At 39.9% G+C, this 26984-nt stretch carries 14 protein-coding genes; 7 read left to right on the forward strand and 7 right to left on the reverse strand.

Annotated elements, in window-relative coordinates:
* Positions 1 to 22: 22 nt before the first annotated feature.
* The 4 genes from ACFIKI_RS05525 to ACFIKI_RS05540 all read left to right on the forward strand — a co-directional run bounded on the left by ACFIKI_RS05525 (position 23) and on the right by ACFIKI_RS05540 (position 10396).
* Positions 23 to 1504 carry an efflux transporter outer membrane subunit gene (locus ACFIKI_RS05525; RefSeq protein ID WP_375666204.1) on the forward strand — a complete coding sequence of 494 codons (1482 nt, stop codon included), beginning with the start codon at positions 23 to 25 and terminating at the stop codon, positions 1502 to 1504.
* Positions 1501 to 2727, forward strand: coding sequence for an efflux RND transporter periplasmic adaptor subunit (locus ACFIKI_RS05530; RefSeq protein ID WP_375666205.1), 1227 nt, complete (start codon positions 1501 to 1503; stop codon positions 2725 to 2727). Before ACFIKI_RS05525 ends, ACFIKI_RS05530 begins: the two co-directional genes overlap by 4 nt.
* Positions 2728 to 2730: 3 nt before the next feature.
* Positions 2731 to 4713: a MacB family efflux pump subunit gene (locus ACFIKI_RS05535; protein WP_375666206.1), complete on the forward strand. Its 1983-nt coding sequence runs from the start codon at positions 2731 to 2733 to the stop codon at positions 4711 to 4713.
* Between the two features lie 724 nt (positions 4714 to 5437).
* Complete coding sequence (locus ACFIKI_RS05540) at positions 5438 to 10396, forward strand: DEAD/DEAH box helicase (RefSeq protein WP_375666207.1); 4959 nt, start codon at positions 5438 to 5440, stop codon at positions 10394 to 10396.
* Between the two features lie 912 nt (positions 10397 to 11308).
* Here ACFIKI_RS05540 and ACFIKI_RS05545 read toward each other — a convergent pair.
* From ACFIKI_RS05545 to ACFIKI_RS05570, 6 genes are all read right to left on the reverse strand, one after another.
* Positions 11309 to 11974, reverse strand: a complete 666-nt coding sequence (locus tag ACFIKI_RS05545) for a YdcF family protein (protein WP_375666208.1) — start codon at positions 11972 to 11974, stop codon at positions 11309 to 11311.
* Positions 11975 to 11978: 4 nt separating this feature from the next.
* Positions 11979 to 12932, reverse strand: coding sequence for a cell division protein FtsX (locus ACFIKI_RS05550; protein WP_375622516.1), 954 nt, complete (start codon positions 12930 to 12932; stop codon positions 11979 to 11981).
* A complete protein-coding gene (ftsE, locus tag ACFIKI_RS05555; RefSeq protein WP_273723097.1) occupies positions 12925 to 13584 on the reverse strand; it encodes a cell division ATP-binding protein FtsE in 660 nt (219 codons plus the stop codon). Before ftsE ends, ACFIKI_RS05550 begins: the two co-directional genes overlap by 8 nt.
* A 534-nt stretch (positions 13585 to 14118) precedes the next feature.
* On the reverse strand, positions 14119 to 16062 hold the full coding sequence (acs, locus tag ACFIKI_RS05560) for an acetate--CoA ligase (protein WP_375666209.1): 1944 nt from the start codon (positions 16060 to 16062) through the stop codon (positions 14119 to 14121).
* A 684-nt stretch (positions 16063 to 16746) separates the two neighbouring features.
* Positions 16747 to 16923 carry a hypothetical protein gene (locus ACFIKI_RS05565; protein WP_375666210.1) on the reverse strand — a complete coding sequence of 59 codons (177 nt, stop codon included), beginning with the start codon at positions 16921 to 16923 and terminating at the stop codon, positions 16747 to 16749.
* A 1196-nt stretch (positions 16924 to 18119) separates the two neighbouring features.
* Positions 18120 to 18809, reverse strand: coding sequence for a YggS family pyridoxal phosphate-dependent enzyme (locus ACFIKI_RS05570; RefSeq protein ID WP_375666211.1), 690 nt, complete (start codon positions 18807 to 18809; stop codon positions 18120 to 18122).
* A 166-nt stretch (positions 18810 to 18975) separates the two neighbouring features.
* Here ACFIKI_RS05570 and leuS point away from each other — a divergent pair, with 166 nt between their 5' ends.
* Both leuS and lptE read left to right on the forward strand, forming a co-directional pair.
* Positions 18976 to 21618, forward strand: a complete 2643-nt coding sequence (gene leuS / locus ACFIKI_RS05575) for a leucine--tRNA ligase (protein ID WP_375666300.1) — start codon at positions 18976 to 18978, stop codon at positions 21616 to 21618.
* Complete coding sequence (gene lptE, locus ACFIKI_RS05580) at positions 21605 to 22213, forward strand: LPS assembly lipoprotein LptE (RefSeq protein WP_375666212.1); 609 nt, start codon at positions 21605 to 21607, stop codon at positions 22211 to 22213. Before leuS ends, lptE begins: the two co-directional genes overlap by 14 nt.
* Here the strand turns inward: lptE and fsa are convergent.
* Positions 22210 to 22863 carry a fructose-6-phosphate aldolase gene (fsa, locus tag ACFIKI_RS05585; protein WP_375622527.1) on the reverse strand — a complete coding sequence of 218 codons (654 nt, stop codon included), beginning with the start codon at positions 22861 to 22863 and terminating at the stop codon, positions 22210 to 22212. The two genes, lptE and fsa, sit on opposite strands and share 4 nt — an antisense overlap.
* A gap of 886 nt (positions 22864 to 23749) precedes the next feature.
* Between fsa and ACFIKI_RS05590 the strand changes: the two genes are divergently transcribed.
* Positions 23750 to 25957 carry a primosomal protein N' gene (locus ACFIKI_RS05590; protein ID WP_375622529.1) on the forward strand — a complete coding sequence of 736 codons (2208 nt, stop codon included), beginning with the start codon at positions 23750 to 23752 and terminating at the stop codon, positions 25955 to 25957.
* The last annotated feature ends 1027 nt before the right edge of the window (positions 25958 to 26984 follow it).

Here is a 26984-nt window from a genome sequence, read left to right on the forward strand (position 1 = left end):
CTGAAAGAATGCGGAAGACTGGATGTATATCAGAAATCTCAAATGGAGTGCTTCTCGTGGATTATTTTCTAGTGTTTTGTTGTGTTTGCTTTTGTCAGGATGTATGGTTGGTCCTAATTACCAGAAAACATCTTTTCGTGTTCCAGCAGTTTGGGGAGAAAAATCTGCACAGACTGCAGGGCAGCCGGTTGCCCTTGCCGGTTGGTGGCGGCGTTTGAATGATCCTGTTCTAGATGCATTAATGGATTACGCGATTTCTGGAAATAATAATGTCGCTGTTGCCAAAGCTCGGGTACGTGAGGCGCGTGCGGGGTTAGGGCAGGTTGTGGGAACTCTTTTACCAAATGTATCCAATTCAATTTCAGGAACCCGTAGTCGTTCTGGACAGTCTGATGCATTGTTAAACCAGTATAGTAGTGGTTTTGATGCAAGCTGGGAGCTGGATTTTTTTGGTGGGCATAAACGTGCGGTTGAAGCAGCGCGTTATGTCCTTGATGCGGCTGTGGAAGATATGCGCGCTACCATGGTGACATTACTTGGAGATGTGGCAACAAATTATGTGCAAATGCGTGGTTGGCAACAAAAGTTGTTGATTGTGCGGCAAATTGCTGTATCACAACGTAAAACTTATGAACTGATGCGCACTAGATTAAAAGCTGGTGATGTTTCAGAGCTTGATGTTTCAAATGCGCAAGCACAAATGGCAAATACAGAAGCAGATATATCACAGATGGAAGCAAATTTAGCAATGAGCGTTCATCGCCTTTCTGTCTTAACTGGTCGTGTGCCTACGGCATTGAAAGATCTTTTACAAAAAAATGCTAAGCATGCAAAGATTCCACAACCACACTGGCCGATACCAGCAGGAATTCCAGCCGATATTTTGTTAACACGTCCGGATTTACGACGGGCAGAGCGTCAATATGCGCAAGCGACAGCACGGATTGGTCAACGTGAAGCAGATCGTTATCCATCACTTACTTTAACAGGTAATATTTCGACAGCAGCAACGGCAATTGATCAATTATGGAAAAATTCAACGATTGGCTGGTCTTTTGGACCTGGTCTTCGTTTTCCTCTTTTTAATGGAGGTCAGGTCGAGGCTTCTATTGCGGTAGCGCGCGCGCAGCGTGATCAAGCTTTTATTACTTATCGAGCTGCTGTGTTGGAGGCTTTAGAAGATGTAGAAAATGCGCTTGTAAGATTAACGAAGGAACATCAACGCTTAGAAAAGCTAATCGTTGCGAATGAAGCTTCTCTTCATTCCTTAAAACTTTCACGGAGTCTTTTTGAGAATGGAAATACTAGTTTTCTTGAATTGTTAAATGCTGATCGCTCTTATTATTCTGCACAAATGGCGCTTAAAGATAGCCGTGTTTCTTTGGTTACGCAATATATCACGTTGATGAAAGCATTGGGGGGAGGCTGGGATGGCGTTGTTGATGTATCGCGTCCAGAAGTTGTTGATAATGCACCTCGTTCGCGTGCAAAGGTAGGGAAATGAAAAAAAACTTACTCAAAAATTTCATTACAAAACACAAAAAACTTTTCTTCTTTTTAACTGTTATATTTCTCATTTTCTCGTTGTTATGGTTACGTTCTGTTTTTTTTGGAACATCTACTCCAACTTATATAACAGCGGTGGTGAAGCGTGGGGATATTGAGGAAAGTGTTTTAGCTTCAGGTCTTGTACGTCCTTACCGGTTGGTGGCTGTTGGTGCGCGTGCAACAGGGCGTGTGGTGTCAATGCATGTTTCCCCTGGGAGTGTGGTGAAAGAAGGCGATCTCTTGGCAGAAATTGATCCTACAGATCAGGAAAATGATTTAAAAAGAAAAAAAGCAGCATTATCACATTATTATGCGAGTTTGGTAGAACAAGAAGCCTATTTTTTTCTTGCTCAGAAAAATTTAGAACGTCAGAAAAAAATGATCGAAACACGTGCGATTTCACGGGCGAATTTCGATGAAGTTGCGACACAGGTGAAAATACGTGAGGCGCAAATTGAACAACTTCGTCAGCAGATTGTGCAAGCACAAATTGATGTGGAGAGTGCAGAGGTTAATTTAGGTTATACACGCATCACTGCCCCTTTAGCAGGAACAGTTTTGGCAACAGTTGTGGAAGAAGGGCAGAATGTGAATGCGGTTCAGTCGGCGCCAACAATTGTTATTTTGGGTGATTTATCAAAGATGACGATCAAGGCGCAAATCTCAGAAGCTGATGTTCTTAAAGTCCGAGCTGGACAACCACTTTATTTTACAGTTTTAGGTAATTCACAGCGTCGTTATGAAGGCGTTTTAGAAAAAGTAGAGCCGGCTCCTGAAGAAATTCGTGCTGATGTGAGTATTAATCCTGGTATGGTGGGTGGTTCTAGTGCTTTAATATCATCGGCTATCTATTACAATGGAATTTTACATGTTGATAATGCGGACAATTTTTTGCGAACCTATATGACTGCTCAAGTTCATATTATCTTAGGGCGCGCGCAGAATGTCTTGTTGGTTCCAAGTGATGCTTTACGCGATGAGACAAGAGAGCGTAAAGCATGGGTTTCTGTTTTGGTGGGGGAAAATAAAGTGGTTACTAAACAGGTGAGCGTTGGGTTGAATAATAAGGTTATGGCAGAGATTATTTCAGGACTTAACGAGGGTGATGTCGTCATCACCAATTCATCTGATGGAGTGATGCCAGAGTCTTCTAACATGCATAGCGAAGACGAGAGTTAAAGTATGAACACAAATCAAGAAGATGCTGTCTTCGTCTTGGAAAATATTGTGCGAAAATTTCCTGCGGGAGAAACGTTTGTTACCGTTTTGCACAACATTAATCTTACCATTAAACGTGGTGAAATGGTGGCAATTGTAGGTTCTTCTGGTTCAGGTAAATCTACTTTGATGAATATTTTAGGCTGTCTTGATCGTCCAACTTCTGGCCGTTATTGGATCTCTGGTAAAGAAACAGCTTCTCTTTCTGCGGATGAGTTGTCCGCTTTGCGACGTAATCATTTTGGCTTTATTTTTCAGCGCTACCATTTGTTGAATGAATTAACAGCTCTTGGTAATGTTGAAATTCCGGCTATTTATGCGGGATGTGCCGTGGAAGCAAGAAAAAAGCGTGCACAGGATCTTTTAACGCGTTTGGGCATGGGTGATCGGATAAATCATCGTCCAAATCAGCTTTCCGGTGGTCAGCAACAACGTGTTTCTATTGCTCGGGCGCTCATGAATAATGCGGAGGTCATTCTTGCAGATGAACCAACTGGTGCATTGGATAAAAAGAGTGGGCAAGAAGTATTGCATATTTTGGATGAACTTCATCAAGAAGGGCGTACTATTATCATTGTAACCCATGATATGCAGGTGGCTGAAAGAGCAGAGCGTATTATCGAAATCAGTGATGGGGAAATTATTGCCGATAAGCGGTCAAGGGTTGCAAAAACAAAAGTTGGTAAAAAATCTCTTCAGGAACAACAAAATCTAAAAGGCCGACAAAAACTGGGCTTTTTTCGTTCTTTTGTTGAGCGATTCCGTGAGGCGTTTGTGATGGCTCTGTTGGCAATGAATGCACATCGCATGCGGACTTTTCTAACAATGCTTGGAGTGATTATCGGTATTGGGGCGATTATTGCTATGGTAGCTTTAGGGAATGGTACACGAGAGAAAATTCTGGAAAATTTTAAAAGTTTGGGCTCTAATACCTTGACAATCTTTCCTGGGAAAAGTTTTTCTGATCCACAAGCAGAAAAAATAACCAGTTTGGTTGAAGCTGATGCAGAAGCCTTGTCTGGATTACCTTATGTTTCTGGTGTAACACCACAGATTTCAGCAAGCTCGAAAGTGCGTTTTGGTGCAGTTGAAGTCAATGCCGTCATTGCGGGGGTGGGAGAACAATTTTTTCAAACACAGGGGCTCAAGGTTTTCAAAGGACAGTTTTTTGATCAAAAAAGTGTACGTGATCGGGCGGTTGATCTCGTGATCGAGAAAGAAGCATTGTCTATTCTTTTCCCCCATAGCCATGAAAGCCCCCTTGGAAAGGTGGTGCATGTGGGGAATGTTCCTGCGCGTATTATTGGTGTTGTTGATTCGCAAAATAATGGAGGGACTTCAAATACATTGCAGGTTTATTTGCCCTATACAACCTTGCAAACTCGTTTTCTTGGAACAACGCAGGTTCGTGCCATTATGGTTAAAATTGCTGATGAGGTTGATTCACATTTAGCAGAGACTATGGTTCGACGTTTTCTCATTATGCGCCATGGTGAGGAAGATTTTTTCATTAGAAATTCCGAATTTTTCCGTGAACGTGTCATGGAGAGCACGCATATTTTGACACTTTTAGTGTCTTCAATTGCATCAATTTCACTGATTGTAGGGGGGATTGGGGTGATGAATATTATGTTGGTCACAGTTTCTGAACGGATCAATGAAATTGGAGTACGTATGGCTGTTGGTGCACGGCAGAGTGATATTTTACAACAATTTCTCATTGAAGCAATTTTAGTGTGTATGATTGGAGGTGGTTTAGGGATCTTGCTTGGGCTTTCTATCGGTGGCTTATTTCTTCTGTTTAAGGCACCTATCCATTTGGTTTATACACTTGACTCTATCATCCTATCTCTCACTTTTTCGACGATTATTGGGATATGTTTTGGTTTTTCGCCAGCGCGGCAGGCTTCACGGCTTGATCCTGTTGTTGCGCTCTCGCGTGATTAAGCGGTTATTAATTGCGACATGTGTTGTTATATCAATTGAGTGAAGCGTTTGTGAAACAAAGTATGGATGAGAAAAAGTTTGAGAGGTAGAAAGCTTCTCATTTTGAATGATGTATGAATGAAAAGAGCGCTGATTTATTGAAAAAGTCTAAGCTCATACTCAGCAGGTGTGAGATGGAATAAAAGAGCATTATAAAACCATATTGCAGTTAGGCAACCAAAAAAAATAAAGAGAGAAATAATGATCATTGGTATGTGTAATTGGTGTGACAGTTTCGCTCTTAGGTAGGGTCCGAGACTGAAAGATTAATATTTTGCGTATTATAGCGAATACTTTCCGTAGAATGCGATATTTTGTGTGTGAAGTTTCTTCCCTATTATCTATTTCATTTGCAGGTATAGTGCCCATTGCTCCCTTCTCATTTTTAAGATAAATCCTCATATGACAGCACATTTTATTTTGTATTATTACAAAATGCAAAATAAATATTTTTAAAATCATCACACCTTACGTTTATATCCATAGGGATGTAAACATCAGTAAACGTGTCATATGATTTGGGGTTTTAGACCAAGTGAACAAAACGACTTCCTCATGTTATTCAATTAAGCATGAAAAAACTGTCTTAAAATCAAGACATTTAAAGTCTTTTGGGCAGAACGATAGGCATTGACGAAATGGTCTAGACTCGATAATTGAAGATGTTTTTAATAGGGCGGAAAGCATGACGCTACAATCGCTTTTACAGATATATCGTGATAAAGCGCGTACCGAACGAGATAAAGGAACATATTTTGAGCGTTTTGCTCTTGCTTATCTGACATATGATCCTCTTCAGTTTGATCAGTATGAAAGGGTTCAAACCTTTAAAGATTGGGCGCATGAAAATGGTTGGGATGGTCGTGATACCGGTATTGATCTTGTGGCAAAGATTCGTGATGAAGAGGGCTTTGCGGCTATCCAATGTAAATTTTATGATGCAGCTTATCGAATTAAAAAAGCAGATATTGATAGTTTTATTTCGGCATCAGGTAAAGCTCCATTCAAACGGCGTGTGATTATAGACAGTACTGAAAGTGCTTGGAGTGACAACGCTGAAACAATGATACGGGGGCAGGATATTCCTGTTATACGGATTAATCTTTCCGATATGCAACAAAGTCCTATCCGTTGGGAAACTTTTGCAGCCAACGGCAAAGTTGTGTTGGAAGATAAAAAGAAACTGCGTCCCCATCAGCTGGAAGCATTGCATTTTGTGCGTGCGGGGTTTGCTGAAGCAGATCGGGGCAAGCTTATTATGGCTTGTGGTACTGGTAAGACATTTACTAGTCTTAAGATTGCTGAAGATTTGACGGGTGAAGGCAAGTTTGTTCTGTTTCTTGTGCCTTCCTTGGCTTTAATGTCACAGACGGTTCGTGAATGGACAATGGATGCAGAAATTGAATTACGCTCCTTTGCTGTTTGTTCAGATACACAAGTGGGAAAGCGTCGTAAAAATAGTGATGATGTTGCTGAAATTGATGTGTTTGATCTTGCTTTTCCGGCGACAACTGATGCTGCTAAACTGGCAGAACGTGCGAGCGATGGTGTTGCAGATAAGATGACCGTTGTGTTTGCAACCTATCAATCGATACAAGTGGTTTCTGATGCACAGAAAAACTATGGTTTGCCAACATTTGATCTTATCATTTGTGATGAGGCGCATCGTACAACAGGTGCAACGTTGGTGGGAGAGGATGAATCTAATTTTGTTAAGGTGCATTCCAATGATGTTATTTGTGCTAAGAAGCGCCTTTATATGACAGCAACACCACGCATTTTTGGTGATAATGCGAAAAGTCGTGCAAATGAAGCCAATGCAATTCTTGCTTCAATGGATGATGAAAAGTTTTTTGGTAAAACACTTTTTTATCGGGGTTTTTCATGGGCAGTACAAAATAACCTTTTAACGGATTATAAGGTTATTGTCTTAGCAATGGACGAAAAATTAGTCAGTTCCGCTGTTCAGAAGCGCCTTAGTGATAGCAAGTCTGAGCTTGTCCTTGATGATGCAACGAAGATTATTGGCTGTTATAAGGCTTTGACAAAACAAGATATGAAGGCTGATGTTGGTGTTGATCGACACCCCATGCATCGTGCTTTGGCGTTTTGTAAAACTGTTGAAAGTTCTAAACTGGTGCGTGATGAATTTTCTGCGGTTGTTAGAGAATATCTTGAGTATACTCAAGAGAATGCGGAAAACGAGAATTTTTTAAAGTGTGAAGTTGAACATATTGATGGCAAGTTTAAAGCGAAAGATCGTGGTGCATTACTCGATTGGCTGAAAGCTGATAGTGGGGATAATGTTTGTCGCATTTTGTCTAATGCCCGTTGTTTGTCTGAAGGAGTGGATGTTCCGGCTCTTGATGCTATTATGTTTTTAAATCCACGCAAGAGTCAGATTGATGTTGTGCAAGCTGTTGGGCGGGTGATGCGTCGCTCTGAAGGCAAAAAGATGGGGTATATCATTTTGCCAATTGGTATTCCCTCTGGGATTCCAGCGGAACAAGCTTTGAACAACAATGATAAATATCGGGTTATCTGGCAAATTTTAAATGCTTTGCGTGCGCATGATGATCGTTTTGATGCAACGATTAATAAGGCATCCCTCGGGCAAGATATCAGCAATGTGATTGAGATTATTGGGGTGACGCAGAGTACTGAGTTACAGGTTGTTACGGCTGTTGTAGACAATTTTCCTGTTCGCGCACAACCTGCACGAGCGAAAATTGGAACACCGGAGGATGATTTTACTCTTACAGATCAAGTAAACGAGGAGTTTTCTTTTCCGGTGGATGAACTTTCTCGTGCGATTCTGGCAAAGATTGTCAAGAAATGTGGGACACGTGATTATTGGGAAGATTGGGCGAGCAATATTGCTGAGATTGCCAAGAATCATATTACGCGTTTAACAGGCATTCTCGCAGGGCCAAATACTGAGGCGCGTCGAGCTTTTGACAGGTTTGTTGCAGAGCTGTGTGATGACTTAAACAACACGATTACAGAGGCTGATGCGATTGAGATGTTGGCACAACATATCATCACGCGTCCTGTCTTTCAGGTGTTGTTTGAGGGGTATCAGTTCACACGTAAGAATCCTGTATCGCGTGCTATGCAGCGTATGCTTGATGTGCTTGATGAGGCGAATCTTGATAAGGAATCCAAAGATCTTGAGAAATTTTATGCAAGTGTAAAATTACGAGCCAGTGGCATTACGGATCTAAAAGCAAAGCAGAGGTTGATTGTAGAGCTTTATGATAAGTTTTTTCGTTACGCTTTTCCACGCACAGTAGAAAAACTAGGCATTGTTTATACTCCCGTTGAGGTTGTGGACTTTATTATCCGTTCTGTTGATGATGTTTTACAAGAAGAATTTGGGCAAACGCTTGGCTCATTGGGTGTGCATATCATGGATCCCTTTACAGGAACGGGGACTTTTATCACACGGCTTTTACAATTGGGGCTGATTACACCAGAAGAAATGAAGCACAAATTTTGTCATGAAATTCATGCCAATGAAATTGTGCTGTTAGCTTATTATATTGCAGCTATTAATATTGAGACAACATATCATAGTCTTATGGGGGGAGATTATGTTCCGTTCGAGGGAATTTGTCTAACGGATACATTTCAGCTTTATGAACAAGATAAAGACCTGATCAGTGATTTACTGGTGGATAACAGCACTCGTCGCTCACACCAGAAGGAACTGGATATTCGTGTTATTGTTGGCAACCCTCCTTATTCTTCTGGACAAAAAAGTGAAAACGACAATGCGAAAAATATTGCCTATCCTAAATTGGATCGTCGCATTCGTAAAACTTATGCGGCTCAATCTAAAGCAAACAATGTTAATGGACTTTATGACAGTTATATTCGTGCTATTCGGTGGGCTAGTGATCGTATAAAAGACTGTGGTGTTATTGGCTTTGTAACAAATGCAGGTTTTATTAATGGATGTTCTATGAGTGGTTTACGAAAAGAATTGTGTGAGGAATTTTCCAGCATTTATATTTTCAATTTACGGGGTGATATTCGCAAAAATATGATGAGCAAAGGACGTGCTCAAGAAGGGCAAAATGTTTTTGAAAGTGGAAGCATGACAGGAATTGCTGTGACACTGTTTATTAAAAATCCTAATGCCACGAAGCATTGTAAAATTTATTATCATGATATTGGTGATAATCTCACAACAAAAGAAAAGCTACGCAAACTTCAGCGATTGAGCAGTGTTGACGGTATAAAACGTGAATATGGTTGGCAGATGATTACACCCGATGAGCATGGCGATTGGCTGGATCAACGCAATAATGATTTTGAAAAGTTTCTGGCTTTGGGTGACAAGAAAGGCAGTGATAAAAAGCTCTTTGAAACGTTTTCTCGTGGCATACAAACTAGTCGTGATGCGTGGGCATATCATTTCAGCTATGAAAACCTAACAAAAAATATGAATAATATGATTGCTTTTTATAACAGTGAAGTAGAGCGTTTTAATGTTGCGCATCTACATTCTAACCGCAAGATGCGTGCAAATGCTGTGAACGATTTTGTCAATACAGATGCTGAAAGGATTAGTTGGAGTAGTAGTCTTAAAGAAGAATTAATAAGGGGAAAGGCTTTTAAATTTAAAGATACGTATATTACTCAGAGCCTTTATCGTCCTTTTACACAACAATGGCTTTATTATAATCGTGTTTTTAATGAGAGAGTATACCAAATGCCACGTATCTTTCCTTTAGAAAAGGCGGCTGAAAATAAGGTGATACAAGTTACGGGAGTTGGAGCAAGCAGTGGATTTTCTGTTCTGATGAGTAGGGGCTTGCCTAGCTTGGATGCAATGGAGAAAGGCCAATGTTTTCCACGGTATGTTTATGAAGATGTTGCGTCCTTAAGAGCTAAAAAAGGGAATCAGGTTCATTTGTTTGCAAATTTTGCAGAGGAAAGCAAAGTAGCTGGTTTGCAGCAGCGCGATGCACTCACGGATGAAGGGTTGTCCTATTTTAGAGCAGCATATCCTGGTGAAATGATAACAAAGGATGATTTGTTTTATTATGTTTATGGGATTTTTCATTCTGAAGATTATCGTGCACGTTATGCGCATAATCTGTCTAAAGAATTGCCACGTATTCCAACAGTTAAAAAGGTAGAGGATTTTTGGGCTTTTGTAACAGCGGGGCGAAAGCTTGGTGATTTGCATATGAATTATGAAGAGGTGGAGCCATATCCCGTTACCTATAAACAAGGTGATCCACGCACTTGGGTGATTGCTGATGAGGTGCGTTTTTACCGTGTTGAAGCAATGAAATTTGCTGGTAAGCGCGGTGCTACTGACAAAACTACCGTGATTTATAATGCGCATATCACGATGCAGAATATTCCTCTTGAGGCTTATGAGTATGTAGTGAGTGGCAAGCCTGCTCTTGAGTGGGTTATGGAACGGCAAGTTGTTAAAACGGATAAAGCGAGCGGTCTTGTTAATGATGCCAATCGCTATGCTGTTGAAACGGTGGGTAATCCAGCTTACCCTCTGGAATTGTTTCAACGGGTTGTTACTGTAAGCTTGGAAACAATGAAAATTGTGCGCAATCTTCCAAAATTGGAAGTGAGAGAAACTGAAAATGTTAAGTTATTCATTGTGCGGTAAAACTGCGTCTTTGAGATGTGGTGGTACAACATAAGCGTTTAGAGCGGTAATATTAAGGCTTGTGTAAAGCTTTTCACACGAGATGTTTTTAGAGTATGTGGTGAATGTTCTTAAAGTATGGCTCGTTTGTCGATCCTTATGTGAGTGACCATAGTATAAATGGGGAAGCCAAGTGAAACCCGCTAGACAAAAAGCTGGATTGTTTGGTTATTGTTTACAGATCGTTGGAAGTGATGCTGTCCTTTGAGAAAAAAGTCGGCAGTATCATTAAGCATTGAAAAGATTGATAACAAAAACAATCCTGTACGGATTGTTTTTTTAATAAAAGAACAAGAGAGTGAAATAAGGAAGCGAGATCAAAACTGTGCAAAGCCTTTAAATTCTGCTATACGGCATTTTTTTACTCAATAGAAAGAAAAGCTAAATTGGCGGTGCTATTGACTAAGTTTTGCAACAATCTTTAAAAGATCTTGAATAGGCGTAACTTTGATAAGCACCTTTTTTGCTCTTTAAAGAGAGCCTTTCATAAAGAATAGAACGCGATACAAATATACATGTGTTGCACATTCACGTGCTTGTTTTAAAGAGATATCTCTTGGTGCGTCCAAAGCCCATTTCATGATGCTGAAGCGTGTATGATTGTAAAGAGCCTTCGTTGAGAGGAAGATTCCTAGACTGCTAATATTATACCATTGGGATATCATCTATAAATCGGGAACGCCGAGATAAGTTTGGGATGTGAGAGATGTTTTTTAAGCGTGTGAATGTGCAAGTGTATTGAGGCATTCTGCTTTACCTTAAGGGCGGTTTTTCTATCACCTTATGGAAGAAACCTGTGTGGAAGTGAAAAGAGAGAACGCTATGAAGCGGTCAGAAGGTGGTAAGGTTTTTAAAAAGTCAGAAGGATAAAGATTAGAATGCTGTTCTGATATAGACTTGGAGCGTTTTAATATATTGGAATATGAGAATGCGGATTTGATTGATCTGTTGTATTGCGCTTTCAGCATTGTTCTTTTTAACAGGATAGGCAATGAAATGGATATCAGGCATTAAATATTTAAGTTCTCGCATCGAGCGCCACATATGGTAATCATGGGTGACGATATAAAGGGTTTTATAGTGGTGTTTTTTGATCCAATCGGCACTTTCTTTGGCATTTCCTCTGGTGTTAGTCGCTTGATGTCCGATGTCAATACAACAGGAGATAAGCCGTGGGGTAATATGCATGTTATGCATAAAGCCCTTCAGATTGGTTGTGGTGTTTACACCACTGATGAGGAGACGTGAACCAAGCCCCTTTTGTAAGAGATAAAGTCCTGCCTCTATTCGGTTTTCTCCGCCTGTAAGCACAATGATTGCATCGGCTTTGGGAAGAGGGGTTGGGGGATAGAGACGTTCGGTTTTTTCAGAAAAAACAATGAAACCACCCCAGAAAATGAAAACAGTGATTGCAAGAGTAAGGGTTGTCGGTGGAAAATAACGAAATAAGAAGTGCATAGACCAACGATAGTGTGCCCGTTTTGGAAGAGGGCGTTCTAAATTATTTTGCGTCAATGAGTTGAAAGTGTTGTGAGTCATAAAATTAAAATAAACCGTTTTCACATTGATCGATTTTTTTCAGTTGCGCTAAAATAGTCATGCGGTTGGTAAGGGTGGTGAGAAAAGAAACGAAAATAATAAGGAGAATGATTTTTCCATAAGGGATAGAACTGATGGAAAGATGTCCAAACAAAGCTGTTACTTGGCTGGCTTCTACTCTTCCCAAGTTATAATTCGTCCAGAAGCAAAAGGCTGAAAACAGAAATATGCTTGTAAGACCACCATATAAAGCACCACGCAGCGCAGTTTTAAAAAAATGCCAGTCAAATTGGCGCGCAATGAAAAGAGTTTCAGTACCAAGGAAATATAAGACATTGATAATATGTGCATTTTCTGCCAATGCATTGCGGGTGGCAAAAATGATGGTAAGAATAAGAGAGCCTAGAACCAATGCTAAAATTGAAAAACCAATGAAAACAGTGGTGTGTGCCATGGTTGCAAAACGATGAACCCAAACACGATGATCATCAAATTGACCTCCTGGAATTTGGGTTTTAATGGCGTGATTAATAGCTGCAAAATTGATTTCTGTATCCTCTTTTAGAGTGACAATGATAAGGCGGGGAAGAGGTAGTTCATTGATATTAAAACCTGTTCCAAGCCATGGTTCCAGTAACTTTTCTGTGGCTTTTTGGTCAACAATTTTTGCATCTTGTACACCAGAAAATGTTTTAACCAATTGTACGGCATCACGGAGTGCTTTGTTGATATCAACATTGTCAATGGGGCGTATTTGTATTGTTGCTTCATAGCTAATTTGACTGCTCCAATTTTTGGCCGCACGGTGGACTAAATCGACACCGATTAAGGTGAGACTTGAGAGAAATGTCATAATAGCAATCACGGCAACGAGTGCTTTTCCAGAAATATTACCACTGGGAATAATCGCTGTTGTGTTTTTTTTATTGCTTATAAAAATGGGGAAAGATTTATTCATGAATCGTCATCCGTCCGTTATGGAGAAGCATACGCCGTGCTGCAACTTGTTCCATTAAGGCTATATCATGGGTGGCAATGATAACAGCTGTTCCAAAACGATTTAATTCAATAAACAAACGGAGGAGGCGTTTTGCCAAGGGCGGATCGACATTCCCTGTTGGTTCATCCGCAAGGAGGATTTCGGGTTGATCAATGAGTGCGCGTGCTATGGCTACCCTTTGTTTTTCTCCACCGGAAAGAACCGGTGGTAAAACATGAATATGATCTCCAAGACCTACCCAACAGAGAAGATCTTCCACTTCACTGCGATAGGTTGCTTCTTCTTGTCCTTTAATGCGTAAAGGTAAGGAGACATTTTCATAAGTGGTCATGTGGTCGAGTAAACGAAAATCTTGAAAAACCACACCGATACGTTGTCGCAGCGCAGGGAGCTCTTGTCGTTTGAGTAATGCTGTGTCTGTTCCAAAGAGATCAATATGACCGCGGGTGGGTTTGAGTGCCAAAAACATAAGACGCATCAGCGACGTTTTCCCTGCTCCAGAGGCACCTGTGAGAAATTGAAATGATCCAGGAGGAATATGAAAGCTAATATCACGAAGGACCTCAGGGCCCATTCCATAGCGTAGGCCGACATTTTCAAAATGAATCACTTTTTATTATTACTCCTGATTTTATATTGCATCATTTATTCTAAAAACTCTTACTTTCATTGCTTTAGATTTTTGTTGTAAGCTTGTTTATTTTAGATTTCATGGTTTTCAATATTTTTTATACACCCTCGTTATAGATAAATATTTTTGCTCAAGAATATTATCACTTATACTTTCTTTTTTTAGCTTTATTTATGATTTTAGCAGGAATTTCAAAGGGATTCTAGCATAAACATCAGAACTATTTTTCCTTCTTACTCAGAGGCTTTTTTTGCATTGAGTGGATATTGGGTGATTTTAAAAAGCTATGTTGCTCTTTTTATCTTACTTTCTTATTCTTGTTCGCATCCCAATCCTGAGGTTTTTGCTTAAATTATTTCTTACCTGTCATGAAGAAAAGCGTTTGTTGTTAGAATGATTGAGCTTTTCATGAATTGTTTTGTTTTTTATTCTCCTCGGTGGTTTTCGTAATAATGCTGAGATAATTTTAGCAGAAAAACAAAAACCACCGTATGTTGTATTGCGTCGTGTTTTTTAGTTTTGTCGGTTGGCAATCAGATCTTCAACAACTTGTGGTTCGGCAAGAGTTGAAATATCTCCAAGAGTATCAAAATCGTTTTCAGCGATTTTTCGTAAAATACGTCTCATAATTTTCCCTGATCGCGTTTTGGGAAGCTGTGGAGCAAACTGAATTTTATCCAATATGGCAATAGAGCCTATTTCTTGTCTCACATGCTTGATAAGGTCTTTTTTTAATTCTTCACTTGGCTCTGTTCCTTCCATAAGGGTGACAAAACTATAAATTCCTTGTCCTTTAATGGGATGCGGGTAACCCACAATAGCTGCTTCTGATACAGCTGGATGAGAAACAAGGGCTGATTCAATTTCAGCGGTTCCTAACCTGTGCCCCGAGACATTGAGAATGTCATCAACCCGTCCTGTGATCCAATAATAGCCGTCGCTATCGCGCCTACAGCTATCGCCTGAAAAATATTTTCCTTTATAGGAGGAAAAATAAGTTTGAATAAAGCGTTCATGATCCTTATAAAGTGTGCGCATTTGTCCGGGCCATGAATCACTGATACAAAGAGTGCCTTCTGCTTCACCTTCTAAAACATTGCCTTGGGCATCAACAATTTGGGGTTGAACACCAAAAAAAGGACGTGTGGCCGATCCTGCTTTGAGGGGTGTTGCACCGGGCAAGGGTGTGATCATATGCCCTCCTGTTTCCGTTTGCCACCATGTATCGAGAATCGGACAACGGCCATTTCCAACTGTATGATAAAACCATTCCCATGCTTCTGGATTAATCGGTTCTCCTACCGTGCCTAAGAGACGCAACGATGTTCTGTTTGAGTGTTCAACAAACGCATTTCCTGCTCCCATTAAGGCGCGGATAGCTGTTGGTGCTGTATAGAGCGTATTGACTTGGTGTTTGTCGACAATTTCCCAAAATCTGCCTTTGTCAGGAAAGGTTGGTGTGCCTTCAAACATTAAAGTGGTCGCACCATTGCATAAAGGTCCATAAACCAAGTAAGAATGACCGGTAATCCACCCAATATCAGCTGTGCACCAGTAAACTTCATCGGGGTGGTAATCAAAAACATATTGGTGAGTCATCGAGGCAAAAACAAGATAGCCTGCTGTGGTATGCAAAACACCTTTAGGTTTGCCGGTGGAGCCTGAAGTATAAAGAATAAAAAGTGGATCTTCAGCATTCATTGGTTCTGGTGGACAAGCTGTTTTGGCATGAGCTATCTCTTCGTGGTACCAAAAATCACGCTCCTCTACCCATTGAATGGGTCCACAAGTTCGCCGTATAACCATGACTTGGTCCACATGCACGTTTTGGCGCGTGGCTATCTCAATGGCATGGTCAACGTTGTCTTTTAAGTTAATCCGTTTGCCGCCACGCAAGCCGTGATCAGCAGTAATCATAAAGGTTGATTCACAGTCAACAAGGCGTCCTGCTATTGCTTCAGGAGAAAAGCCTGCAAAAATAACCGAATGAATGGCTCCAATGCGAGCACAAGCAAGCATGGCATAGGTTGCTTCGGGAATCATAGGAAGATAAATGGTTACTTTATCGCCTTTCTTAATGCCGTGGCTTTTTAAAAGATTGGCAAAACGACAAACATGTTCATAAAGCTCGTTATAGGTTATTTTTTTATCATGATAAGGATTATCTCCTTCCCAAATGAGCGCGATTTTGTCTCCATGGGTTTTCAGGTGGCGATCAATGCAATTATAGGTAACATTTGTTATCCCATCTTCGTACCATTGAATCGATACATCTCCGTTAAAAGAAGTGTTTTTTACTTTTGTAAAAGGTTTAAACCATTCAATGCGTTGACCATGTTTTGCCCAGAAGCTTTCTGGATCATCGATGCTTTCTCGATACCATTGTTGATAAGTTTCCTCATCGAGTAAAGTATTTTTTTTGATCTCTTCTGATATTGGATAAATTTTTTCAGTCATGTTTCCCTCTTTTTATTGTTTGGAAAAATCTGCCTCTGTATTTTTGTATGGTTATATTTGTGGCAGAGTTTTCCCAAAAGCTTTTCATTGTGAGGTTAGACTAAATGACAAAGATTAGAATAGTCAATTTTTAAAATCTGATACGTTTGTATTCAAAGAGAGTATTTTATGCTTATTTAGGATACGTGAATGCGAAAGAATCTATTGTAGTACAGAGTTTTTTATAAAAGTATAAAAATATTAAAAAATATCATATAAAAAGGGAGAGGAAAGTGCTTTATTGATTATCGCTTTGAATGTTTTTTTATTTTGTATTCCCGTATTCAAATAAGAATAAGTTCATTAATAATTAAATAAACCAAAATATCTACACAAACTATCAAAAACAATGAACAGAATTACTGTATATAATGTTGATTTATAGCTCCTTTCCAACTGTAACTACCAATTTTTTTAAAACCAATAGCATATATGGGATGAATACAATGAGAATGCAAAACAGCCTTATTATTTCATAAAGAATATTCATTATAAAAAAAATCCGATTATAAGATGTGATCTATAGTAGATATCTCTGAAAACTATTTTCTTCAAAGATGTAGATATTTAACTTTGGTATATTCTTTCAAATATATTTACAAAACTACTAATTTCAAAGATATCTTTGTCGCTATTCTCTATAAATTAGAACCAACACTCACGACCTTTTTCTATAAAGCCCCAAGCAGCACCTCCTATGTATCCCAATGACAAAGCTCCTATTCCACCTGTAAATGCATCCACTGGTCCTCCACTTGTACCACCTAGAATTGCACCGCTTACTCCTGACTGCATTCCTACTTCGAGGCCACGTGTATTCATGTGAGACATAAAATCATTAGGACTACATGCATTTCTATGAGTAGGTCTTGAATTGTGCGAATGACCAAAAGAAGGCTTTGTCGCTATATGACCTATTAATTCTCCTTAATTATCTATATTAAAAGTAGTATCATAATGATACATTTCAAATGGCTATTATGTATTTTATATCAGCGTAAAAGATAAATTTAAAAAAATAACAATAAAAATACTGTATAAATCATATATATGGTATGTATGTATGAAATTTTATTCTTAAAAAGATAATAATATTATTTGAAATATTTTAAAATGTAAGAAATATCTCCTGTTTTTTCTTAATTAAAGTTTAAATTTAGAAAAATTGCGTATATGAAAAGTTGAAGTTTTTCTCTTTGTTTAAGAGAACGACAAAGGAATATCGTTATTGAAATCTGCTTTGTTGCTATTGTTTTGTGTGTATGTGTTATGCCTACATGCACGGGGTTCGTTCTTTTATTTTTCAAGCAGATATTGACCGTATTTTACGCTTTGTAGAGCATAGAAAGTCTTTATGCTACGTTGGACCTTATAGATTGCTATTCATGTTGTTTAGCGCGGCTTTTGGTGCTCTATTGGGCAATTGAGATGTTTATTTTGCTCAAGTGGCTTACATGAAAGAGTTTTGTTACTGTATTATGCAGCCATAAGCCTCTTTTTTCCTGCTTTACGCCATTGGCATGTGGGGAAATTGTTTACGCGTGTTGGAGAAGTTAAGAGAATTCATGATTTTCAATGGAAATCATTGCGATGATCTTATTCAATATTCTTTTGCTATTAGTGATTTTGCGACAGTTTTTTCATTCATGCGCAACGCTCCTCTTATCATTTTGCCTTTATATAAGGATTTATTTTTTATGTTGCTTGTGCTGGAGAGGCGGTCAGAGGGGAGTAAAGTAGAGCCAATGTGCGAGAATATGAGAGCCAAATTGCAATGCTAATTTGAAGTTATTGTATGTGTTGTGGATGTGCCGGTGAGAAATTTGAGAAGACTAGCTTTTTTGCTAATTTTGCTAACAGGATGAAAGAGGGGCTAGAATCTTTTTTGCTAGAATTGCTCTTTTATTGATATTGAAGGAAATATTTTTTCTCATTTCTGCTGTTTTGGGCTTGTTCGTAGAATCTTCAATGGGAATTTATATGAAGGGGGGAATGAATTTATATGAGGGAAAATTGCTTTACACAGGGCGTTTTCCAAATAAAGCAGAGCCAATGCGAAGGACATTAGAGCCAAACTGTAAGGCTGTTTTGAAGTCATTGGACATGCCCATGGAAAGCTTTGGAAGACCGGCTTGTTTTGCCAGCTTTGCTAACAATGCGAAATAGGGGCCGGGGTTTTCGTCGACAGGGGGGATGCCCATAAGACCGATGATATCAAGTCCATAATTGTTTTTGCATAGAGAAACAAAAGGGATCACTTCTTGGGGTGCAACACCACTTTTTTGCGGTTCTAACCCAGTGTTGACTTGAACATAGCAGGGAAGATGCCTTTTTTGCTTTTGCATTTCTTCCATCAAAACTTTGGCTATTTTTTCACGATCAACCGTTTGAATGACATCAAAAATCTTTACAGCTTCAGCGGCTTTATTTGATTGTAGGGGACCGATGAGATGGAGTTTAATATTTTCAAATTGTTGACGTAACCCGAGCCATTTTTGTGCCGCTTCTTGTACGCGGTTTTCTGCAAAAAGACGTTGCCCTGCTTGTAAAATGGGGCGTATATCAACAGCAGAAACAGTTTTTGAAACAGCGATAAGTTCAATTTCTTCTACAGGGCGTTGTAACTCTTGACATGTTTCAGCAATGTCTTTTTGAAGGTTTTGCCATGCTTCAATGGAAGGGGTATCAAAGGGTGTTTGTGTATTCATGTTTTTGTGCTTTACCGTTTTTGTTCAAGAGTTGGTCGTTTTTTTAAAAGTTTTATAAAATACTTAGGGAAATATTTCACGAAAATGTTGACGATGAGGTTAATCCATGGTCAAGCATAATAAAACAAGTTTTTTGGTTCAGTTTTATTAAAAGAGTATAATGGGAATGACGATTGAGCATTATAAGATAGGCGAACGCTATAATCCACGGGCGAGAGAAAAAAAATGGCAAGAAATTTGGGATGAAAAGAAAATTTTTCAGACTGTCCAAGAAGATGCTCGTGAAAAATATTATGTTTTAGAAATGTTTCCTTATCCTTCTGGCCGTATTCACATGGGGCATGTGCGCAATTATGCCATGGGGGATGTGGTTGCACGCTATAAACGCGCCAAGGGGTTTAATGTGCTTCATCCCATGGGGTGGGACGCTTTTGGGATGCCGGCTGAAAATGCTGCTATGCAAAATAAAGTGCACCCTAAAACTTGGACTTATCAAAATATTGCAGTGATGCGGGGGCAATTAAAACAATTAGGGCTCTCGATAGATTGGACTCGGGAATTTGCGACTTGTGATGTGGAATATTACCACCGCCAGCAAATGCTGTTTCTTGATTTTTATCAAAAGGGGTTGGTTGCGCGTAAAGTGGCTAAGGTGAATTGGGACCCCGTTGATCATACTGTTTTGGCCAATGAACAGGTGGTTGATGGACGGGGATGGCGTTCTGGTGCGTTGGTTGAACAGCGGGAATTAACCCAGTGGTTTTTCAAAATTAGCGACTTTAGTGAAGATCTCTTGACTGGGCTTGAAGAGCTTGAACAGTGGCCTGAAAAAGTTCGCACCATGCAAAAAAATTGGATTGGAAAATCACAAGGTTTGCTGATTCGTTGGGCTTTAAAGTCGACAGGTGATACTGATGATGTTTGTGAGAAATTTGATGAGGTTGTTTGTTATTCAACGCGCCCTGATACACTTTTTGGTGCCTCCTTTTTGGCTCTGTCTGTTGATCATCCTATTGCACAAGCTTTGGCAAAAAAAGACAAAGCGTTGAGTGCTTTTATCGAAAATTGTCGGTGTGGTGGAACGACAACAGCAGCACTTGAAACGGCTGAAAAACAAGGGTTTCTCACTCCTCTTTTAGCGGTGCATCCTTTTGATTCAACGATGCATATTCCCGTTTATATCGCTAATTTTGTGCTTATGGACTATGGAACAGGGGTTGTGTTTGGTTGTCCGGCCCATGATCAGAGAGATTTTGATTTTGCACGTAAATATGACCTTCCAATAAAACCAGTGGTTTTGCCTTTAGGAGTTGAGAAAGAAGATTTTGTCACACCTGAAACCCCTTATGTTGGTGATGGGGTGATGATTAATTCTAGATTTTTGGATGGTTTAACACCCCAACAAGCCTTTGAAGAGGCAGCGAAAAGGCTTGAAAAACAAATGCTCAATGGGCAACCGCAAGGGAAAAAAACAGTGCAATTTCGTTTGCGTGATTGGGGGATTTCGCGGCAACGTTATTGGGGGTGCCCCATTCCCATGATCCATTGTACAACTTGTGGGGTTGTCCCTGTTCCACGTGCTGATTTGCCGGTTGTATTACCTGAGGATATTACTTTTGATCAACCGGGCAACCCTCTTGCACGGCATGAAACATGGCAGAATGTTGCTTGCCCGATCTGTGGTCAACCTGCCAAACGTGAAACCGATACCATGGATACATTTGTTGACTCTTCTTGGTATTATGCACGCTTTACGGCTCCTTTTGCGCAGGAACCGGTTGACAAACAAGCAACAGCTGAATGGTTGCCGGTGAAACAATATATTGGTGGAATTGAGCACGCGATTTTGCATCTTCTTTATGCGCGCTTTTTTATGCGTGCCATGAAATTGCTAGGTTATGTGACGGTCGATGAGCCTTTTAAGGGGCTTTTTACCCAAGGGATGGTGGTGCATGAAACCTATCGGGATGAACAGGGTTGGGTTTCTCCAGCAGAAATTTCGATTGTTGAAAAAGATGGAAAGCGTCAAGCTTATAAATTAACCGATCAAAGTGAAGTGACGATTGGTTTGATTGAAAAAATGTCTAAATCAAAAAAGAATGTTGTTGATCCTGACGATATTATTGCATCTTATGGTGCTGATACTGTGCGCTGGTTTGTGTTGTCAGATTCTCCTCCTGAGAGGGATGTTATCTGGACAGAATCTGGTGTTGAAGGGGCTCATCGCTTTGTCCAGCGTGTTTGGCGCCATGTGGCTTTGAGTGCTTCTGTTTTAAAGGATATATCCCCTTGTGCAGGGCATCAGGGAGCGGCTTTGGAACTCTCAAAAGCAGCTCATCGTACGCTCCACGCTGTAGAAGATGATTTGGAAAAATTCGCTTTTAATCGGGCTATTGCACGGCTTTATGAATTCTTGAATATTATGGCACCGTTGTTAAACAGGATAGCAAGTGTTGACGATGAAATGAAAGCTTCTTTACGTCAAGCCATGGATTTTTTTCTTGCCATGATTGCACCAATGATGCCTCATTTAGCAGAAGAATGTCATGCTGTTTTAGGGGAAGAAACTTTAATGTCTACGCTTGCTTGGCCTGTTTATGATCCCGCATTAATTGTTGAAGAGTGTTACACTTTGCCGGTGCAAATTAATGGTAAAAAACGTGGTGAAGTGACTGTTGCAGCAACAGCGAGTGAGACGATGATTAAAGAAGCGGTTTTGGCTTTAGACTTTGTAAAGGCGCAGCTGATTGAAAAGCCTATGAAAAAAATCATTGTTGTTCCAAAAAGGATTGTGAATGTCGTTCTTTAAAAGTTTTATTCTTTTCGTTTTAGCTGGTGTATTCACACTGTTGTGTGGATGCAAAGTTGAGCCGCTTTACCGTCAAGAATTGCAGAGTTCAATGGCGATGGATGCTGCTTCTTATGGGAATTCTTCTTCTACACACCCTTCTGGACAAGCTTCTTTGGGGCTTGCGCAAAAGCTTGCCTCTATTGTTGTGGAAGAACCTTCGGATCGTTTTGGTCAAATGGTGCGCAATCATTTACTGTTTCTTTTGTATGGGAATGGGGGTAAATCTTCTCTACCGGCTTATCGATTGGCATTGCAGACGTCCGTATTTACAAGAGAATCGATGCAGATAGAGGTTGATTATGATAAAAAGAGAGAGGGACGATCTTCTGTTGGAATTATTATGAGCAGAGCTTCTTATACTTTGCAGGATATGAAAAATACTCTTATTGTAAAAGGAACTGCAACACTGAACGCCTCTTTTGAACGCCTTCGTCAAGAATATGCAACGATGCAAGCAGAAGAAGATGCAAAAAAACGTGTTGCGGAAGAGTTGGCGGAACAGATTTTTTTGTTACTTTCAAAAGATCTTTCCAATACAACTTCTAGATATTAAACAATATTTTGTCCTGTTTTTTTCCAGTCGTCGAGAAATATTTGCAACCCTTTATCAGTAAGAGGATGTTTGACTAGGGCTTTTAAGACTGTTGGTGGAACTGTTGCAACGTCAGCACCGCTTAGTGCTGCTTCTTTGACATGATTAACGGTACGGATTGAAGCAGCTAAGATTTGTGTTTCAAAGTTATAGTTATCATAAATTGTGCGTATTTCATGAAGCAGTTCACTGCCATTATTTCCGCAATCATCAAGTCTTCCGATAAAAGGTGAAACGAATGTCGCACCTGCTTTAGCTGCTAATAAGGCTTGATTGGCAGAAAAACAAAGGGTGAGATTTGTTTTTAATCCTTCTTTTGTGAGGGCTTTACAGGCTTTTAATCCATCAAGTGTTAAAGGAAGCTTGATGCAAATATTGTCGGCAACCTTTGCTAAAACAGCCGCTTCTTTCATCATGTCTTCAAATTGAGTTGCGGCAACTTCAGCAGAAACAGGTCCGCGAACAAGGGCGCAAATTTCTTTTGTAACATCAAGAATATTGCGTCCTGATTTTAGGATAAGAGAGGGATTGGTGGTAACACCATCAACAAGACTTAAATTCTGTAACTCTTGGATTTCTTCAATATTGGCGCTATCCACAAAAAACTTCATCTCTAACCTCTTCTTTTTAGCTTTTACCCTATTTTTTGTTATGCGCTATTGTTGACGGCAAAAGCAAGAGCAAGAATTAATATAAAGAACAAAAATGCCAGGGTATTAATTATGTATCTACTTTTTGTAAAGAAAGCTCTCTTATTGTTTTCACGTCCATTTCATGGTGTTGCTCGTAATAAGGCGTAGGATTCATTTCGCACTACCATCTTTGTATCTTAGCATCTTTGCTTGATGATATCTTTATGCTTATGGCAATAAGCCAGTATTATCATACACTGTGCTCATTTCCCATTGGTGATTGCTCTTGATATTTGAGAATTTTTATAAGACGTTTCCTTTTTTCACGAGGTTTACATTTAGTTTTTCTTGTTGCGTGTCAGTGAATGGATTTTTGTGTCGCAAAACACCGTTGATGAAAATATGCGCTTTATGCATGAAGTTTTTCTGTGCTCAAAGAATTTGTTTATAACGAAAAAAATTCTCGTATTGAAGGTTTTTGTTACAATATGTATAATGATGATTATATCTTTATAAATCAGTTTGTTGAAGATAAATTGAGATATGAGGCAGTAAAAAAAATAAAAGTGTGCATTGGGAAGAAGTCACACTATGGGGTCGCTTTGTTGAAGGACGCACTTACGATATCATGTTGAATGCGTGATGAGCTTTATTTGCACAGAAGGATGGCGCTGTTTTTTTGCTATAGAAGAAGAGATTGGTTCTTTATATTGGCACTTTGGTGATGGAATGCGTGTTAAAAAGAATTTTTGTTAGAAAAGTGTTGTGATCGGGGGGATTGAATCCTGCAATGAATTTTATAAGAGTGTTTAAAGATAAGCTGTAGATCTGTTGGTGCTCAATAGGTCGTAGATTGGTTAAAAAGATGAATTCAAACATGATAGAGGAAAAGATTGTATCCGTATTGGTTCCTCTTCCTGTTGCTCACCCTTATAGTTATAAAGTTCCGTCTTCTATGGAAGTGAATATTGGTTCTTTTGTTCGAGTTCCGGTGATGGGGCGTGAACTTTGCGGTTTTGTTGTGGATGTTGGAGAAAAAATAGCGGATGGGAAAGGGGCTGCTCCTGTGGCACGTGAAAAATTACGCTTTCTTCTTCATGTTTTTGATTGTCCTCCATTAAAGTCAGAAATGATCACATTTTTGCGTTTTGTTAGTCGCTATACAATGGCACCTTTTGGTCTTGTTGCACGATTGGTTTTGTCTGTACCGGCTGCTTTAGAGCCGGAAGCGCAGATGCTGGGTTTGCGATATTGTGGTGGCAATGTAGAACGTCTCACACCAGCACGATCACGGATTTTGGAATTGGTACGTGATGAGAAAATATGGACACGTTCTGGTCTTGCGCATGCGGCTGGAACTTCGGTTTCTGTTGTTGAAGGTTTAAAAGCTCTAGGGGTTTTCGAAGATGTTATGGTTCCTGCTCCTGATCTTGTGGAAATGCCTGATCCTGATTTTTGTCCTCCTCAGTTGCAGGGAGCACAAAATGAAGCAGCAACAGTATTGCGGGAAGGTGTTTTATCTTCTCAGTTTCAAGTTTTTTTGCTTGATGGTGTGACTGGGTCTGGAAAGACAGAAGTTTATTTTGAAGCGGTTGCTCAAGCCTTCAAAGGGGACAAGCAGGTTTTAATTTTGTTGCCGGAAATTGCTTTAACTCAGCAGTTTTTAGATCGTTTTTATGCACGCTTTGGCGCTGCGGCAGCAGAATGGCATTCCGATTTAACACCGCGTCGTAGAGAACGCGTCTGGCGGCAAGTTGCAGAAGGGCGGGTGCGTGTCGTTGCGGGGGCTCGTTCGGCACTTTTTCTTCCCTTTCCTAAGCTTGGCTTGATTGTTGTCGATGAAGAACATGATAGCGCTTATAAACAAGAAGAGCGCATTTTTTATCATGCTCGTGATATGGCTGTTGCACGGGGCTCTTTTGAGCATTTTCCTGTTATTTTATCTTCAGCAACACCGTCGATTGAAAGCCAAGCCAATGTTTTAAAAGGGCGTTATCAAAAGGTGCATTTACCTTCCCGTTTTAAAGAAGTTGCACTTCCACAGTTGCGGGTGGTTGATATGCGCCAAGGAGGAGTGCAAAAGGGGCGCTTTATTTCCTTTTCTCTTGAAAGGGCTTTAAAACAAACGCTTGATAAGGGCGAACAAGCTCTTCTTTTTCTTAATCGTCGTGGTTATGCACCTCTGACTTTATGCCGAATTTGCGGACATCGTTTTCATTGTACCGATTGTTCAAGTTGGCTGGTAGAACATCGTGCGCAAGGGCAACTGAAATGTCATCATTGTGGATATCATGAACCACTTCCTCAAGCCTGTCCTGAATGCGGGACATTAGATCATCTTGTGGCTTGCGGACCGGGTGTGGAAAGAATTGCCGAAGAAACACAAATGCTTTTTCCTCAGGCGCGATCATTGATCCTTTCAACAGATCTCAAAGGAGGGATTGGACAGTTGCGCAGCGAATTGCAAGCCATTGCCAATGGCGATGTGGACATTATTATTGGAACACAGTTGGTCGCTAAAGGACATCATTTTCCCAAGCTCTCTCTGGTTGGCGTTATTGATGCTGATCTTGGTCTTGCCAATGGCGATTTACGCGCAAGTGAACGTACCTTCCAGCTGCTTTCTCAAGTTACCGGAAGAGCAGGGCGTGTGGGATTGAAGAGTTTAGGATTATTGCAAACCTATCAACCAGATCATCCGGTCATCAAAGCCTTACTTTCATGTCAACCAGAAGATTTTTACACACGTGAGATTGCGGCACGGCAGCATTATCATTTGCCTCCCTATGGGCGGCTTGCCTCTTTGATCGTATCTGCACAACAGCGTCAAGAAGCAGAATATTATGCGCGCGCATTGCGTCAAGCAGCGCCACGGGAAAAAAATATCTCGGTTATGGGACCAGCAGAAGCGCCTTTGGCTTTAGTTCGGGGGCGTTATCGTTTTCGGCTTTTGCTGCAAGGACAGCGCTCTTTTGATATACAAGGGTTTATACGTGCAATGCTTAGCGGGACACCCAAAATGCCCAGTTCCGTTCGGGTTCAAATTGATATTGATCCGCAAAGCTTTTTCTAAAACCCGTGCAATATTACAATGAAGGGGTGTGGGTTTAATGAAGGTCGTGGTTTTGATGTTGTTTGACGTTCAAACCTCATACAGCAGCATGTAATAGAAAATAAAATGTTTTTGTGCTGTATGAGTCGTTTTGATGTTATGCCAAATTAGAGTGAACATATTATATCTGTTTTGTTTATCTTTGATGAGAACATAGATTCATTTTGGAGCGTAAAGGTAAAAACAAGTGTTTACCGTTATCATCTTTTTTATTTGATTTTTTTGTTTTTAAAAGCGTTCATAGCAATATTTTTTAATTATGGAGCTGCCCTAGCTCTTCAAGCTTTTGTTACTCTTGTTCTTTAATGGGGCTGCGTTTTTCATGCAAAGCAGAGCAGCCAAAACAGAATATCATTGTATTGTTACATTATATATGCTTGTTTAAGTGAATATTTCTCAGCACGCTCGAATTCATTTTATGATGTTACCCGTGTGAATAATATCATGAGTAATATAATGTACAAGGTTTTATGAATACAGAAGCCGTTAGGGAGTACCATCTTTATTTTATAAAGATACCGGTTGGCACCATTATATTATTTTCGCTCTGAGTGTTACGAAAGCTCTTGGTCCTTGAGAGCGTTTATAAGAGATGTTTTGTCTTTAATCATTTTATCCCTCTTCCTTACTTGTAATGGAGCAAAGGAATGATTTTGATCAAAGAACTTGAAATGAGAGAATGATGTTGGGAGGACTTCAGTATGAAGAAAAATATGTTATCATTATAAATCAATGTGTTGTATATTTAAGTTGTATATTTTAAAAGTGGTTTTAAAAGGAAATATATTTGGTGAAATGTTTTCAAAAGCGTGGGTATTTGAAGAAAAAAGATCAAATTTTTCTTAATATTAAGGGGGATATCCGTTATTTTTTCTTGCTTATGAGTTTGAAATAATACATTTTTTCAGTCGCAGTCGCAGTCGCAGTCGCAGTCGCAGTCGCAGTCGCAGTCGCAGTCGCAGTCGCAGTCGCAGTCGCAGTCGCAGTC

Source organism: Bartonella sp. TT121SHDZB (genome assembly GCF_042193415.1).
In the GTDB taxonomy this organism is placed as follows: Bacteria; Pseudomonadota; Alphaproteobacteria; order Rhizobiales; family Rhizobiaceae; genus Bartonella.